Origin of the sequence: Streptomyces seoulensis (assembly GCF_004328625.1) — a bacterium.
GTDB lineage: Bacteria > Actinomycetota > Actinomycetes > Streptomycetales > Streptomycetaceae > Streptomyces > Streptomyces seoulensis.
In genome coordinates, this window is the sequence record NZ_CP032229.1 from 801,738 (window position 1) to 816,702 (window position 14,965).

Annotated in this window: 7 protein-coding genes and 3 rRNA genes; 3 read left to right on the forward strand and 7 right to left on the reverse strand. The window is 66.1% G+C overall.

Going from position 1 to position 14,965, the window contains the following annotated elements; genetic code table 11:
- Positions 1-44: 44 nt before the first annotated feature.
- The 5 genes from D0Z67_RS03795 to D0Z67_RS03815 all read right to left on the reverse strand — a co-directional run bounded on the left by D0Z67_RS03795 (position 45) and on the right by D0Z67_RS03815 (position 8,514).
- Positions 45-2,540, reverse strand: a complete 2,496-nt coding sequence (locus tag D0Z67_RS03795) for a mannose-1-phosphate guanyltransferase (RefSeq protein WP_031181998.1) — start codon at positions 2,538-2,540, stop codon at positions 45-47.
- A gap of 91 nt (positions 2,541-2,631) precedes the next feature.
- Complete coding sequence (clsA, locus tag D0Z67_RS03800) at positions 2,632-3,264, reverse strand: cardiolipin synthase ClsA (protein WP_031181999.1); 633 nt, start codon at positions 3,262-3,264, stop codon at positions 2,632-2,634.
- Positions 3,265-3,373: 109 nt separating this feature from the next.
- Positions 3,374-3,490, reverse strand: a 5S ribosomal RNA gene (gene rrf, locus D0Z67_RS03805).
- 81 nt (positions 3,491-3,571) lie between these two features.
- Positions 3,572-6,694 (reverse strand): 23S ribosomal RNA (locus D0Z67_RS03810).
- A 294-nt stretch (positions 6,695-6,988) separates the two neighbouring features.
- Positions 6,989-8,514 (reverse strand): 16S ribosomal RNA (locus D0Z67_RS03815).
- Together the 16S, 23S and 5S rRNA genes form the textbook arrangement of a ribosomal RNA operon.
- Before the next feature lie 601 nt (positions 8,515-9,115).
- On the opposite strand from D0Z67_RS03815, the gene D0Z67_RS03825 reads away from it, so the two are divergent.
- A complete protein-coding gene (locus D0Z67_RS03825) occupies positions 9,116-9,565 on the forward strand; it encodes a PTS sugar transporter subunit IIA (protein WP_031180261.1) in 450 nt (149 codons plus the stop codon).
- Between the two features lie 88 nt (positions 9,566-9,653).
- The gene (gene ptsP, locus D0Z67_RS03830) at positions 9,654-11,324 is read left to right on the forward strand and encodes a phosphoenolpyruvate--protein phosphotransferase (RefSeq protein WP_031180260.1); all 1,671 of its coding nucleotides are present in this window, start codon (positions 9,654-9,656) and stop codon (positions 11,322-11,324) included.
- A gap of 75 nt (positions 11,325-11,399) precedes the next feature.
- On the opposite strand, the gene D0Z67_RS03835 is transcribed toward ptsP, so the two are convergent.
- Together D0Z67_RS03835 and D0Z67_RS03840 are read right to left on the reverse strand one after the other, a co-directional pair.
- On the reverse strand, positions 11,400-12,296 hold the full coding sequence (locus D0Z67_RS03835; RefSeq protein ID WP_031180259.1) for a hypothetical protein: 897 nt from the start codon (positions 12,294-12,296) through the stop codon (positions 11,400-11,402).
- A 28-nt stretch (positions 12,297-12,324) separates the two neighbouring features.
- Positions 12,325-13,596: an MFS transporter gene (locus D0Z67_RS03840; protein WP_275935445.1), complete on the reverse strand. Its 1,272-nt coding sequence runs from the start codon at positions 13,594-13,596 to the stop codon at positions 12,325-12,327.
- 45 nt (positions 13,597-13,641) lie between these two features.
- On the opposite strand from D0Z67_RS03840, the gene D0Z67_RS03845 reads away from it, so the two are divergent.
- Entirely contained in the window at positions 13,642-14,961 is a 1,320-nt protein-coding gene (locus D0Z67_RS03845) for an aminotransferase class I/II-fold pyridoxal phosphate-dependent enzyme (RefSeq protein WP_037774567.1), read from the forward strand.
- The last annotated feature ends 4 nt before the right edge of the window (positions 14,962-14,965 follow it).

Consider the following 14,965-nt stretch of genomic DNA (forward strand, 5'->3'; position numbering starts at 1 on the left):
CCCCGGTGGGGACGCTGCCCGGCGGATTCAGAGCCTCGCGGGGATCAGCGGCCGGCGCTGTCCACCACGGCCGACCACTCGTCCAGCAGGGCCTGCGCGGAGGCGTCGTCGGGGCCCTCCGCCCACAGGTGGGTGACCGCCTCGGCCGGGTCGGGCAGGACCATCACCCAGCGGCCGTCGCTCTCCACGACCCGCACGCCGTCCGTGGTGTCCACGGACCGGTCGCCGGCCGCCTCGACCACGCTGCGCATGACCAGACCCTTGACCGCCCACGGCGTCGCCAGGTCCCGCTTGAGCACATGGGCCCGCGGAATCCGGGCGTCGATCTGGCTCAGCGTGAGCTGCGTCCGCGCCACCAGCCCGATCAGCCGCACGAACGCCGCCGTGCCGTCGTAGACGCTGCTGAACTCGGGGACGATGAAGCCGCCCATGCCGTCGCCGCCGAAGATGGTCTCCTCCTCGCCGCCGACCCGCGTGAGGTCGTCGGGCGAGGTGGTCGTCCACTCCACCTGGGTGCCGTGGTACGCGGCCACCTGCTCCGCGATCCGGGTCGTGGTCACCGGCAGCGCCACCCGCCCGCTGCGCCGCTCGGCGGCGACCAGGTCGAGCATCACCAGCAGCGCCCGGTCGTCCTCGATGATGCTGCCCTTCTCGTCCACGAGCGACAGCCGCTCGCCGACGGGGTCGAACCGCACACCGAACGCCGCCCCGGAGGACGCCACGATCTCGCCGAGCCGCTCCAGGCCCTTGCGCCGCATCTCGGGGGTCTCGGTGGGCCGGGACTCGTCCAGACCGGGGTTGATGGTCAGCGAGTCCACGCCGAGCTTGCCGAGCAGGCTGGGCAGCACCAGGCCGGCGCTGCCGTTGGAGGCGTCGACGACGACCTTCAGCCCGGACTCGGCGATCCCGCTCGTGTCCACGTTCCGCAGCAGCGAGCCGGTGTACGAGTCGTAGACGCTCGACGGGAAGTACAGGTCACCGATCTCGCCCGGGAACGCCCGCCGGTACTCCTGGCGCGCGAACACCCGGTCCAGCTTGCGCTGGCTGCCCTGGGAGAGGTCGGCGCCCTTGGCGTCGAAGAACATGATGTCCACGGAGTCCGGCACACCCGGCGAGGTCCGGATCATGATGCCGCCGGAGCTGCCGCGCGCGGTCTGCTGCCGGGCCACGGGCAGCGGCACGTTCTCCAGGTCGCGCACGTCGATCGCGCTCGCCTGGAGCGCCGAGATCACCGCGCGCTTGAGCGCACGGGCGCCTCGGGAGTGGTCACGGGCCGTGGTGACCGTGGTGCCCTTCTTCAGGGTGGTGGCGTACGCGCCGGCCAGCCGTACGGCCAGCTCCGGCGTGATCTCCACGTTCAGGATGCCGGTGACCCCGCGCGCCCCGAAGAGGTGCGCCTGGCCCCGGGACTCCCAGATGACCGACGTGTTGACGAAGGCGCCGGCCTCGACGGTCTTGAACGGGTACACCCGGACGTTGCCCTGGATGATCGACTCCTCGCCGATCAGGCACTCGTCACCGATGACCGCGCCGTCCTCGATCCGCGCGGCCCGCATGATGTCGGTGTTCTTGCCGACCACGCAGCCGCGGAGATTGCTCTGCTGTCCGACGTACACGTTGTCCGCGACGACGGCCTTGTGCAGGAAGGCGCCGCTCTTGACGACCACGTTGGAGCCGATGACGGAGTGCTCGCGGATCTCCGCGCCCGCCTCGACCTTGGCGTAGTCACCGATGTAGAGCGGGCCGCGCAGCACCGCGTCGGGGTGCACCTCGGCACCCTCGGCGACCCAGACGCCGGGCGAGATCTCGAACCCGTCGATGTCGACGTCGACCTTGCCCTCGAGCACGTCGGCCTGGGCCTTCACATAGCTCTCGTGGGTGCCCACGTCCTCCCAGTAGCCCTCGGCGATGTAGCCGTAGATGGGCTTGCCCTCCTTCATCAACTGGGGGAAGACATCTCCGGACCAGTCGACGGGGACATCGGGATCGACGTAGTCGAACACCTCGGGCTCCATCACATAGATGCCCGTGTTCACCGTGTCGGAGAAGACCTGGCCCCAGGTCGGCTTCTCGAGGAAGCGCTCGACCTTGCCCTCCTCGTCCACGATGGTGATGCCGAACTCCAGCGGATTGGGGACCCGGGTCAGGCAGACCGTGACCAGGGCTCCCTTCTCCTTGTGGAAGTTGATCAGCTCGGTGAGGTCGAAGTCGGTCAGAGCGTCACCGGAAATGACGAGGAAGGCGTCGTCCTTGAGCGCGTCCTCGGCGTTCTTGACGCTTCCGGCGGTACCGAGTGGCTTCTCCTCATTGGCATACGTGAGCTCCATGCCGAGTTCCTCGCCGTCACCGAAGTAGTTCTTGACGAGAGACGCCAGGAACTGCACGGTGACCACGGTCTCGTTGAGCCCATGCTTTTTGAGCAACCTGAGCACGTGCTCCATGATCGGGCGGTTCGCCACGGGCAGGAGCGGCTTGGGCATGCTAGAGGTCATGGGGCGCAGGCGCGTGCCTTCGCCTCCGGCCATCACGACGGCCTTCATGTCGGAAGCGTCCTCCTCGAAGAGACGACGGTCTAGCCGACTTCACCCGTCCAGATTGTCCCGCACTTTTACGTCGCGGGCCATCGAAGCGTCACGTCGTGGACGATCGCGGAGTTCCGTCGGCCAACGAGTCCGCGCGCACCAGACGGCGGACCTGGACCATATAAAGCACTCCTGCCCACCAATACAGGGTTGTACCCCATCCGGCGAACGCCCATCCGAAAACAGCGGCGAGTGACGCGATCCAACCGCTTCCGTCGCTGAGCAGCAGCAACGGGAAGGCATACATCAGGTTGAAGGTGGCCGCCTTCCCGAGGAAGTTCACCTGGGGCGGCGGATAGCCGTGCCGGCGGAGGATGCCGACCATCACCAGCAGAACCAGTTCCCGGGCCAGCAGCAGCGCGGTCAGCCACAGCGGCAGGATCTCCCGCCAGGTGAGGCCGAGGAGCGTGGAAAGGACATAGAGCCGGTCGGCGGCCGGATCGAGAAGCCGGCCGAGGCTGCTGACCTGATTCCAGCGCCGGGCGAGCTTGCCGTCCAGATAGTCGCTGACTCCGCTCAGCGCCAGGACCAGGAGAGCCCAGCCATCACTCTTGGGACCCCCGAACTCCGGCCGGAGGATCAGCCACAGGAACAGCGGGACTCCGGCGAGCCGGGCCATGCTGAGGATGTTGGGGATGGTGAGGACCCGGTCCGTCTGGACGCGGGTCTCCTGGACCTCCACCCGGAAGCCTCCTGTACGAAAAGTGGCGACAATGCACCCTGACCCTACCGCAACGCAAAAAAGCTCCGGCTCTCGGGCTGTATGCCCAAGAGCCGGAGCTGTAAAAGGAGTTCGGCGGCGTCCTACTCTCCCACAGGGTCCCCCCTGCAGTACCATCGGCGCTGTGAGGCTTAGCTTCCGGGTTCGGAATGTAACCGGGCGTTTCCCTCACGCTATGACCACCGAAACACTATGAAACTTTAACCGTCATGTGTGGCACATGAGGCTGTTCGTGGTTTCAGAACCAACACAGTGGACGCGAGCAACTGAGGACAAGCCCTCGGCCTATTAGTACCAGTCAACTCCACCCGTTACCAGGCTTCCATATCTGGCCTATCAACCCAGTCGTCTACTGGGAGCCTTACCCTCTCAAGGAGGTGGGAATACTCATCTCGAAGCAGGCTTCCCGCTTAGATGCTTTCAGCGGTTATCCCTCCCGAACGTAGCCAACCAGCCATGCCCTTGGCAGGACAACTGGCACACCAGAGGTTCGTCCGTCCCGGTCCTCTCGTACTAGGGACAGCCCTTCTCAATATTCCTACGCGCACAGCGGATAGGGACCGAACTGTCTCACGACGTTCTAAACCCAGCTCGCGTACCGCTTTAATGGGCGAACAGCCCAACCCTTGGGACCGACTCCAGCCCCAGGATGCGACGAGCCGACATCGAGGTGCCAAACCATCCCGTCGATATGGACTCTTGGGGAAGATCAGCCTGTTATCCCCGGGGTACCTTTTATCCGTTGAGCGACGGCGCTTCCACAAGCCACCGCCGGATCACTAGTCCCGACTTTCGTCCCTGCTCGACCCGTCGGTCTCACAGTCAAGCTCCCTTGTGCACTTACACTCAACACCTGATTGCCAACCAGGCTGAGGGAACCTTTGGGCGCCTCCGTTACTCTTTAGGAGGCAACCGCCCCAGTTAAACTACCCATCAGACACTGTCCCTGATCCGGATCACGGACCCAGGTTAGACATCCAGCACGACCAGACTGGTATTTCAACGACGACTCCACACACACTGGCGTGCATGCTTCAAAGTCTCCCAGCTATCCTACACAAGCCGAACCGAACACCAATATCAAACTGTAGTAAAGGTCCCGGGGTCTTTCCGTCCTGCTGCGCGAAACGAGCATCTTTACTCGTAGTGCAATTTCACCGGGCCTATGGTTGAGACAGTCGAGAAGTCGTTACGCCATTCGTGCAGGTCGGAACTTACCCGACAAGGAATTTCGCTACCTTAGGATGGTTATAGTTACCACCGCCGTTTACTGGCGCTTAAGTTCTCAGCTTCGCCACCCCGAAGAGTGACTAACCGGTCCCCTTAACGTTCCAGCACCGGGCAGGCGTCAGTCCGTATACATCGCCTTACGGCTTCGCACGGACCTGTGTTTTTAGTAAACAGTCGCTTCTCGCTGGTCTCTGCGGCCACCCCCAGCTCACGGAGTAAATCCGATCACCAGTGATGGCCCCCCTTCTCCCGAAGTTACGGGGGCATTTTGCCGAGTTCCTTAACCATAGTTCACCCGAACGCCTCGGTATTCTCTACCTGACCACCTGAGTCGGTTTAGGGTACGGGCCGCCATGAAACTCGCTAGAGGCTTTTCTCGACAGCATAGGATCATCCACTTCACCACAATCGGCTCGGCATCAGGTCTCACCCTTAATGTGTGACGGATTTGCCTATCACACGGGCTACACCCTTACCCCAGGACAACCACCGCCTGGGCTGGACTACCTTCCTGCGTCACCCCATCACTCACCTACTAACCGCTTGGGCCGGCGGCTCCACCACTTTCCATTCCCCGAAGGGTCCGGAACGGCTTCACGGCCTTAGCATCACGATGCTCGATGTTTGACGCTTCACAGCGGGTACCGGAATATCAACCGGTTATCCATCGACTACGCCTGTCGGCCTCGCCTTAGGTCCCGACTTACCCTGGGCAGATCAGCTTGACCCAGGAACCCTTAGTCAATCGGCGCAAACGTTTCTCACGTTTGTATCGCTACTCATGCCTGCATTCTCACTCGTGAACCGTCCACAACTCGCTTCCGCGGCTGCTTCACCCGGCACACGACGCTCCCCTACCCATCCATACAGGCGTTGGCCCTATTGTATGAATGACACGACTTCGGCGGTACGCTTGAGCCCCGCTACATTGTCGGCGCGGAATCACTAGACCAGTGAGCTATTACGCACTCTTTCAAGGGTGGCTGCTTCTAAGCCAACCTCCTGGTTGTCTCTGCGACTCCACATCCTTTCCCACTTAGCGTACGCTTAGGGGCCTTAGTCGATGCTCTGGGCTGTTTCCCTCTCGACCATGGAGCTTATCCCCCACAGTCTCACTGCCGTGCTCTCACTTACCGGCATTCGGAGTTTGGCTAAGGTCAGTAACCCGGTAGGGCCCATCGCCTATCCAGTGCTCTACCTCCGGCAAGAAACACACGACGCTGCACCTAAATGCATTTCGGGGAGAACCAGCTATCACGGAGTTTGATTGGCCTTTCACCCCTAACCACAGGTCATCCCCCAGGTTTTCAACCCTGGTGGGTTCGGTCCTCCACGAAGTCTTACCTCCGCTTCAACCTGCCCATGGCTAGATCACTCCGCTTCGGGTCTTGAGCGCGCTACTGAATCGCCCTATTCGGACTCGCTTTCGCTACGGCTTCCCCACACGGGTTAACCTCGCAACACACCGCAAACTCGCAGGCTCATTCTTCAAAAGGCACGCAGTCACGACGCACTGAGTAAACTCAATGCGCGACGCTCCCACGGCTTGTAGGCACACGGTTTCAGGTACTATTTCACTCCGCTCCCGCGGTACTTTTCACCATTCCCTCACGGTACTATCCGCTATCGGTCACCAGGGAATATTTAGGCTTAGCGGGTGGTCCCGCCAGATTCACACGGGATTTCTCGGGCCCCGTGCTACTTGGGTGTCTCTCAAACGAGCCGCTGATGTTTCGACTACGGGGGTCTTACCCTCTACGCCGGACCTTTCGCATGTCCTTCGCCTACATCAACGGTTTCTGACTCGTCCTGTCGCCGGCAGACGACAGAAGAGAGATCCCACAACCCCGCACACGCAACCCCTGCCGGGTCTCACACGTATACGGTTTGGCCTCATCCGGTTTCGCTCGCCACTACTCCCGGAATCACGGTTGTTTTCTCTTCCTGAGGGTACTGAGATGTTTCACTTCCCCTCGTTCCCTCCACACTGCCTATGTGTTCAGCAGCGGGTGACAGCCCATGACGACTGCCGGGTTTCCCCATTCGGAAACCCCCGGATCAAAGCCTGGTTGACGGCTCCCCGGGGACTATCGTGGCCTCCCACGTCCTTCATCGGTTCCTGGTGCCAAGGCATCCACCGTGCGCCCTTAAAAACTTGGCCACAGATGCTCGCGTCCACTGTGCAGTTCTCAAACAACGACCAGCCACCCATCACCCCACCAGACAAGCTAGTGAGTGCACTGGGGCCGGCGAATGAGGGGATTCATTCCCTCAGACACCCAACAGCGTGCCCGACACCCTTCCCCGCTTCCATCCATTCCACGCCGAAGCAGTACTAGGAGAAAGTCAGTGAAGTGTGCCGAATAGTCAACGTTCCACCCATGAGCAACCAGCATCGAACATTCGCCGATGTACTGGCCTCTGGACCGCTAGGCGGCCTAGAAGTGCTCCTTAGAAAGGAGGTGATCCAGCCGCACCTTCCGGTACGGCTACCTTGTTACGACTTCGTCCCAATCGCCAGTCCCACCTTCGACAGCTCCCTCCCACAAGGGGTTGGGCCACCGGCTTCGGGTGTTACCGACTTTCGTGACGTGACGGGCGGTGTGTACAAGGCCCGGGAACGTATTCACCGCAGCAATGCTGATCTGCGATTACTAGCAACTCCGACTTCATGGGGTCGAGTTGCAGACCCCAATCCGAACTGAGACAGGCTTTTTGAGATTCGCTCCACCTCACGGTTTCGCAGCTCATTGTACCTGCCATTGTAGCACGTGTGCAGCCCAAGACATAAGGGGCATGATGACTTGACGTCGTCCCCACCTTCCTCCGAGTTGACCCCGGCAGTCTCCTGTGAGTCCCCATCACCCCGAAGGGCATGCTGGCAACACAGAACAAGGGTTGCGCTCGTTGCGGGACTTAACCCAACATCTCACGACACGAGCTGACGACAGCCATGCACCACCTGTACACCGACCACAAGGGGGGCACCATCTCTGATGCTTTCCGGTGTATGTCAAGCCTTGGTAAGGTTCTTCGCGTTGCGTCGAATTAAGCCACATGCTCCGCTGCTTGTGCGGGCCCCCGTCAATTCCTTTGAGTTTTAGCCTTGCGGCCGTACTCCCCAGGCGGGGCACTTAATGCGTTAGCTGCGGCACCGACGACGTGGAATGTCGCCAACACCTAGTGCCCACCGTTTACGGCGTGGACTACCAGGGTATCTAATCCTGTTCGCTCCCCACGCTTTCGCTCCTCAGCGTCAGTAATGGCCCAGAGATCCGCCTTCGCCACCGGTGTTCCTCCTGATATCTGCGCATTTCACCGCTACACCAGGAATTCCGATCTCCCCTACCACACTCTAGCTAGCCCGTATCGACTGCAGACCCGAGGTTAAGCCTCGGGCTTTCACAATCGACGTGACAAGCCGCCTACGAGCTCTTTACGCCCAATAATTCCGGACAACGCTTGCGCCCTACGTATTACCGCGGCTGCTGGCACGTAGTTAGCCGGCGCTTCTTCTGCAGGTACCGTCACTTTCGCTTCTTCCCTGCTGAAAGAGGTTTACAACCCGAAGGCCGTCATCCCTCACGCGGCGTCGCTGCATCAGGCTTTCGCCCATTGTGCAATATTCCCCACTGCTGCCTCCCGTAGGAGTCTGGGCCGTGTCTCAGTCCCAGTGTGGCCGGTCGCCCTCTCAGGCCGGCTACCCGTCGTCGCCTTGGTGAGCCATTACCTCACCAACAAGCTGATAGGCCGCGGGCTCATCCTTCACCGCCGGAGCTTTTAACCGCAGACCATGCGATCCGCAGTGTTATCCGGTATTAGACCCCGTTTCCAGGGCTTGTCCCAGAGTGAAGGGCAGATTGCCCACGTGTTACTCACCCGTTCGCCACTAATCCCCACCGAAGTGGTTCATCGTTCGACTTGCATGTGTTAAGCACGCCGCCAGCGTTCGTCCTGAGCCAGGATCAAACTCTCCGTGAATGTTTACTCGGCCAGTAAATTAATACAGCCGGTCGACACACACGAGAGCGGAACCATCGGAGGAATAGTCCGACGGTTCACAGCGTCCTCGCTGTGTTTTTTCAAAGGAACCTCGTCCCAGTCAGTGACTGGAGACGGGGTTATCAACATATCTGGCGTTGACTTTTAGCACGCTGTTGAGTTCTCAAGGAACGGTCGCTTCCTTTGTACTCACCCTCTCGGGCTTTCCTCCGGGCTTCCCTTCGGTGTTTCCGACTCTATCAGATCTTTTTCCGATCCGATTTCCTCGGTGCTTTCCAGGTTTTCACTCCGGCGTTTCCGCTTCGGTGTTTCCCTTTCCGGCGGTCCAAACTCTAGCAGGGTTTTTCCGTGTCCCTGACCAGTCGTTCGCAAGCATGCGAGAACTGATCCCGAGATAGGATCTGACGAGTTTGGGTGCTGCCGAGGGTGAGCGCGCTGTCGCGCAGCCCGGTCTCAGGCAGGACGATGACTGTACACAAGTCCCGGCGACGACGCAAACCCCCGAGGATGGTGGTCTAGACCACTAGCTGCTAACTTCTCTGGGGAACCGCCACCTACCCCACTCATCGGGAGGCCCCCCATGACCAACGTGACGTCCCCCCTCGCCGGACGCGCCATCGGACTGGCCAACGTGCCCGATCCGGTCTTCTCCGGGGCCATGGTGGGCCCCGGTACCGCGATCGACCCGGTACGTGAGCCCTCCGAGGTCGTGTCCCCCGTGGACGGCGTCGTGGTCTCCCTGCACCCGCACGCGTTCGTCGTGGTCGACGAGAGCGGGCACGGTGTGCTCGTGCACCTCGGCATCGACACGGTCCAGCTCAACGGCGAGGGCTTCGAGCTGCTCGTGAACAAGGGGGACACCGTCGCGCGCGGCCAGGCCGTCGTGCGCTGGGACCCGGCCGCGGTCGAGACCGCCGGCAAGTCCCCCATCTGTCCCGTCGTCGCGCTCGAGGCCACGGCCGAGTCCCTCGCCGAGCTGCGCGAGAGCGGTGACGTGAAGACCGGCGACAGCCTCTTCTCCTGGTCCTGATCTCCTTGTCCTGACGGCTCGGCCGTCCTACGGCATGTACGACAACCAACGCGGCGGCGGGGGCCGCCGCATTAGCGGAGACGGTGAGATGGAGACAACGCTGCGAGGCGTCGGTGTGAGCCACGGTGTGGCGATCGGCGAGGTCAGGCACATGGGCACGGCGGTGCTCGAGCCGCCGGCCAAGCAGATCCCGGCGCAGGACGCGGAGCGCGAGCAGGGCCGTGCCCGGCAGGCCGTGGACGCCGTGGCCGCCGATCTGACGGCGCGCGGCAACCTGGCCGGCGGCGAGGCGCAGGCCGTGCTGGAGGCCCAGGCCCTGATGGCCCAGGACCCCGAGCTGATGTCCGACGTGGAGCGGCGGATCGCCGTGGGCAGCACCGCCGAGCGCGCGGTGTACGACGCGTTCGCGGCGTACCGGGAGCTGCTGGCCAACGCCGGTGAGTACCTGGCGGGGCGGGTCGCCGATCTGGACGACGTGCGCAACCGCATCGTGGCGCGGCTGCTCGGTGTGCCGATGCCGGGTGTGCCGGACAGCGACCACCCCTATGTACTGGTGGCCCGTGACCTGGCTCCCGCCGACACCGCGCTGCTGGACCCGGCGCTGGTGCTGGGCTTCGTGACCGAGGAGGGCGGGCCGACCAGCCACAGCGCCATCCTGGCGCGGGCGCTCGGGGTGCCGGCCGTGGTCGCGCTGCCCGGCGCCGGTGAGCTGCCGGAGGGCACGGTCATCGCGGTGGACGGCAGCTCGGGCGACATCTTCGTGAACCCGACGGGTGAGACGACGGCCCGGCTGGAGTCGGCCGCCGCCGAGCGGAAGGCCGCGCTGGCCGCGTCGAGCGGTCCCGGTGTGACGGCGGACGGGCACAAGGTGCCGCTGCTGGCCAACATCGGCGGACCCGCGGACGTGCCGGCCGCGCTGGAGGCCGGGGCCGAGGGTGTGGGTCTGTTCCGTACCGAGTTCCTGTTCCTGGACGACAGCAAGAACGCGCCGTCCGAGGAGAAGCAGGTGACGGCCTACCGGCAGGTGCTGGAGGCGTTCCCCGAGGGCCGGGTCGTGGTGCGGGTGCTCGACGCGGGCGCGGACAAGCCGCTGGAGTTCCTGACGCCGGCGGACGAGCCGAACCCGGCGCTCGGTGTGCGGGGGCTGCGGACGCTGCTGGACCACCCGGAGGTGCTGCGGACGCAGCTGACCGCGCTGGCGAAGGCCGCCGAGGGTCTGCCGGTGCACCTGGAGGTCATGGCCCCCATGGTGGCGGACCGTGCCGACGCCAAGGCGTTCGCGGACGCCTGCCGGGAGGCGGGGCTGCACGCCAAGTACGGCGCGATGGTGGAGATCCCGTCGGCCGCGCTGCGGGCGCGGTCGATCCTGCGGGAGGTCGAGTTCCTGTCGCTGGGCACGAACGACCTGGCGCAGTACACGTTCGCGGCGGACCGCCAGGTGGGTGCGGTGTCGCGGCTCCAGGACCCGTGGCAGCCCGCGCTGCTCGACCTGGTCGCGCTGTCCGCCGAGGCGGCGCGGGCCGAGGGCAAGAGCTGCGGGGTGTGCGGTGAGGCCGCGTCCGACCCGCTGCTGGCGTGTGTGCTGACGGGTCTGGGTGTCACCTCCTTGTCGATGGGTGCGGCGTCGATCCCGTATGTGCGGGCGACGCTGGCGAAGCACACGCTGGCGCAGTGCGAGCGGGCCGCGGCGGCGGCGCGTACGGCGGACAGTGCGGACGAGGCGCGGGCGGCGGCTCAGGCGGTGCTGTCCGGCGAGTAGCCGGTTCCCGCGCGCACGTGAGCGCTTGTGGTCAGGGGCGTCCCATCCTTCGGGTGGGACGCCCCTGGCGCGTTCTCAGTGGTGGTGTCCCCGGTTCTCCTGGTCGCCGTCCGTGAGGTCGGGGGCGGCGCGGTAGTCGACGCCTGATTCGGGGGCGATGAGGTCGCCGGTGTCGATGTCGGTGCAGTAGGCGTCGAAGACCTCGGAGGCGGTGAGTGGCTGGAGGTGTCCGGCGCGCAGGCGCCAGCCGTGGACCCGGTCGGGGCGGTCGGGGGCGCTGACGCGGATGACGAGGCCGCCGGGGCTGCGGGTGGCGAGGCCGAGGGCGAGGACGCTGGTGAATTCGAGGGTTTCGGCCTGGTCGGGTTCGGCGGTGCCGTCCGCGTCCGCGTCGGCGTGGAGGACCGCGACGAGGGTTTCGGGTGGTCCGGCGACGCTGCACACGAGGTGCTGGGCGCCGGGTGGCGCGGTCTCCAGGACGCGGGCGAGGAGGGCGGAGGCGCGGATGAAGGCGGCGCGGCCGATGTCCTCGCCGCAGGTGGCGCAGGGGCCGAGGCGGGTCAGGAGGGTGGTGGCGTACTCCCAGGTGGCCTGGCGGACGGCTTCGCCGACGAGGGCGGGCAGGAGTGCGGTGAGGGGTTCGCCCTCGTAGGGGATGGTGGGGCCGAGGGCGGCGAGTTCGGCGGTGAAGCGGCCTCGGCTGGCGGGGGCTTCGGGGTCGATGCCGGTGGCGGTGCAGAACTCGGCGTACTCGTCGGGGTCGAAGAGGGCGAGCGCGGTGTGACTGCCTTGCGCGGCGCGGGTTTTGAGGACGGCTTCCATCTGGCGCAGGTAGGTGGTGTGGTCGTCGAAGGTGAAGCTGCGGTAGCGCCGCATGGCGTGGAAGTCGTGTTCGTCGGTGAGCAGGCCGACGGTGCCCGCGATCTCGCGGCGCAGGACGCGTCGCATGGTCTGGTGGTCGGTGCGTGCCATGGTGTTCCCCCGTGGTGTGCGCTGTCGATCAGTGCTCACTCACCGTAACCGGGGGCACTGACAACGGGGTCGGGCGGAGCCGGTCGCGGATCAGGCGGTGCTGGATTCCGCAGGTCAGGGCGATGGCGGTGCCGAAGACGGTCCAGCCGAGGGGGCCGAGGGTGAGGGCGGCGGTGACGGCGAGGGGGCCGAGCGAGCGCTGTGCGGCCTGGGCGAGGCCGTGGACGCCGAGGTAGGCGCCCTGGGCGTCGTCGGGGGCGAGGGCGACGGAGAGTTCCCAGGAGACGGTGGCGTGCAGCATCTCGGCGAGGGTGAAGAGGGTCGCGGAGGCGGTGAGCAGGCAGGTCGCGCGGACCGGGTCTCCGGTGGCGGAGAGGGTCATGGTGAGGCCGCCCAGGGCGAAGAGGGCGGAGAGCGGGACGAGGAGCCGGCGGCACGCCTCGGTGGTGGTGCCGAAGCGGGCGAGCGGCACCTGGAAGGCGACGACCAGCACGCTGTTGAGCACGGCCAGCAGGGGTGCGAGGCCGTGCGGGATGCCCGGGGTGTGGGCGATCCAGAGCGGCAGGCCGATCTTGAAGTAGGTGTCGTCGAGGAAGAGCACGGTCTCGGTGCCGACGTAGGCGAGGTAGGTGCGGTCGCGCCAGGGGGTGCGGGGGCGGGTGGCCGGGGCGCCCTCGGCGGTGGCGGCGACGCGGCTCGCGGAGGGGGGTTCGGCGCAGGTGAGGGTGAGGAGGGCGACGAGGACGAAGGAGAGCGCGTCGCCGGTGAGGAGCCAGCGGTAGGCGGTGGTGGTGCCGAGGGTGAGGGCGGCGGCCGCGGCGAGGCCGCCGAGGGCCCAGCCGGCGTTGGCGGCGGTGCGGTTGACGGCCTGGTAGCGGACGCGGTCGGGTCCGGCGACGCGGGTGGCGTAGAGCTTGGTGAGGATGCTGGCGGCGCGGTCGCCGAGGGCGCCGAGCGCGGAGTAGGCGACGAGCAGGCCGTAGTGGTCGGTGGTGAGGAGGGCGAAGGAGGCGACGGCGCGCAGGAGTTGGAGTGCGATCAGGACGTGGGTGAGCCGGAAGCGGTCGGCGAGGCGGCCGCCGAGGGGGGCGCCCGCGATGCCGAGGGCGCCGGCGACGGCGGCGAGGGTGCCGACCTGGGCGGCGGAGAGGTGGGAGACGTAGGTGAAGTACAGGACCGAGACGGAGGCCCACAGGCCGCTGCCGATGCGGTCGAGGAGGGTGACGGCGAGCATCCGGCGTCCGTCGCGGCCTCCCGGGACGCGTGCTCGGTGGTTGGCTGCGCCGGGCTTCGCGGCCACGGTTCCCCCTTGCCTCGATGTATGTACTGATACATAATCAGCTACGTGGCAACACAATATGAGATCAGCGGTACGACCGCCAAGGGGATTACGCGATCCGTCGAACAGGGCGTGTCCGAGGGCGGGTTGGCGCCCGGGGCGGCGCTGCCTCCGGTGCGGCGGCTCGCGGAGGGGCTGGGGGTGAGTCCGGGCACCGTGGCCACGGCGTACAAGGAGCTGCGGCGGCGCGGGATCGTGGTGACCCTCGGCCGGGGCGGGACGGTCGTGGCACAGGCCCCTTCGGTGGCGTCCCGGCGCCCGCCCAAGGTGCCGGAGGGCCTGCGGGACCTGGCCGGCGGGCACCCCGATCCGGCGCTGCTGCCCGCACTGGTGCCCCCCTCGCGCCTCTCCCCCGGGGTCCGCTCGCACCGCTCCAGTCCCCGGCTCGCGCGGCTGGAGGACGCGGTGCGCGAGTGGATGGGCGCGGACGGGGTGCCGGTGGAGCATGTGACGTTCGCGCACGGGGCGCTGGACTTCGTCGGCCGGGTGCTCTCGGCCGAGCTGCGGCCGGGGGACGCGGTGGCGATGGAGGACCCCGGATATCACCATCTGCTGGACCTCGTCGCGGCGTTGGGTCTGCGCGCGGTGCCGGTCGCGGTGGACGGCGAGGGCATGCGCCCGGAGGAGCTGCGGGGCGCCCTGCGCGCCGGGGTGCGCGCGGTGGTGCTCAGTCCACGGGCGCAGAACCCGTTCGGCGGGGCCTTCTCGGCAGCGCGCCGGGACGCGCTGGCCGAGGTGCTGCGGGAGACGCCGGAGGTGCTGGTGGTGGAGAACGACCACGCCTCCGACATCGCCGGCGCACCCCTGTACTCGCTGGCCACGGCGGGTCTGGCCCGCTGGGCGCACGTCCGCACGGTGAGCAAGTTCCTCGGCACCGACCTGCGGTGGGCGGCGGCCGCCTGCGACCCGGTGACGCTGGCCCGGCACGACGGGCGGCTGCTGCTGACCTCGGGCTGGGTCAGTCATCTGCTCCAGGAGACGGTGTACGGCCTGCTCACGGACCCGGACACCGGCGCGCTGGTGGCACGCGCGCGTGCGGAGTACGCGCTGCGCCGGACCGCGCTGGCCCGGGAGCTGGGAGAGCGGGGCGTCCCGGCGCACTGCGGGAGCGGGATGAACCTCTGGGTGCCGGTGCGGGACGAGTCGGCCGTGGTGAACGGGCTGCGGTCGCGCGGCTGGTGGGTCGCGGCCGGGGCCCGGTTCCGGCTGGCGTCGGCGCCGGGGGTGCGGATCACGACGACGGATCTCGACGCGGTGGAGGCGGCGCGGCTGGCCTCGGACTTCGCGGCCGTGCTGGGCGAGTCCGAGGCCACCTACGGGGGCTGAGGCG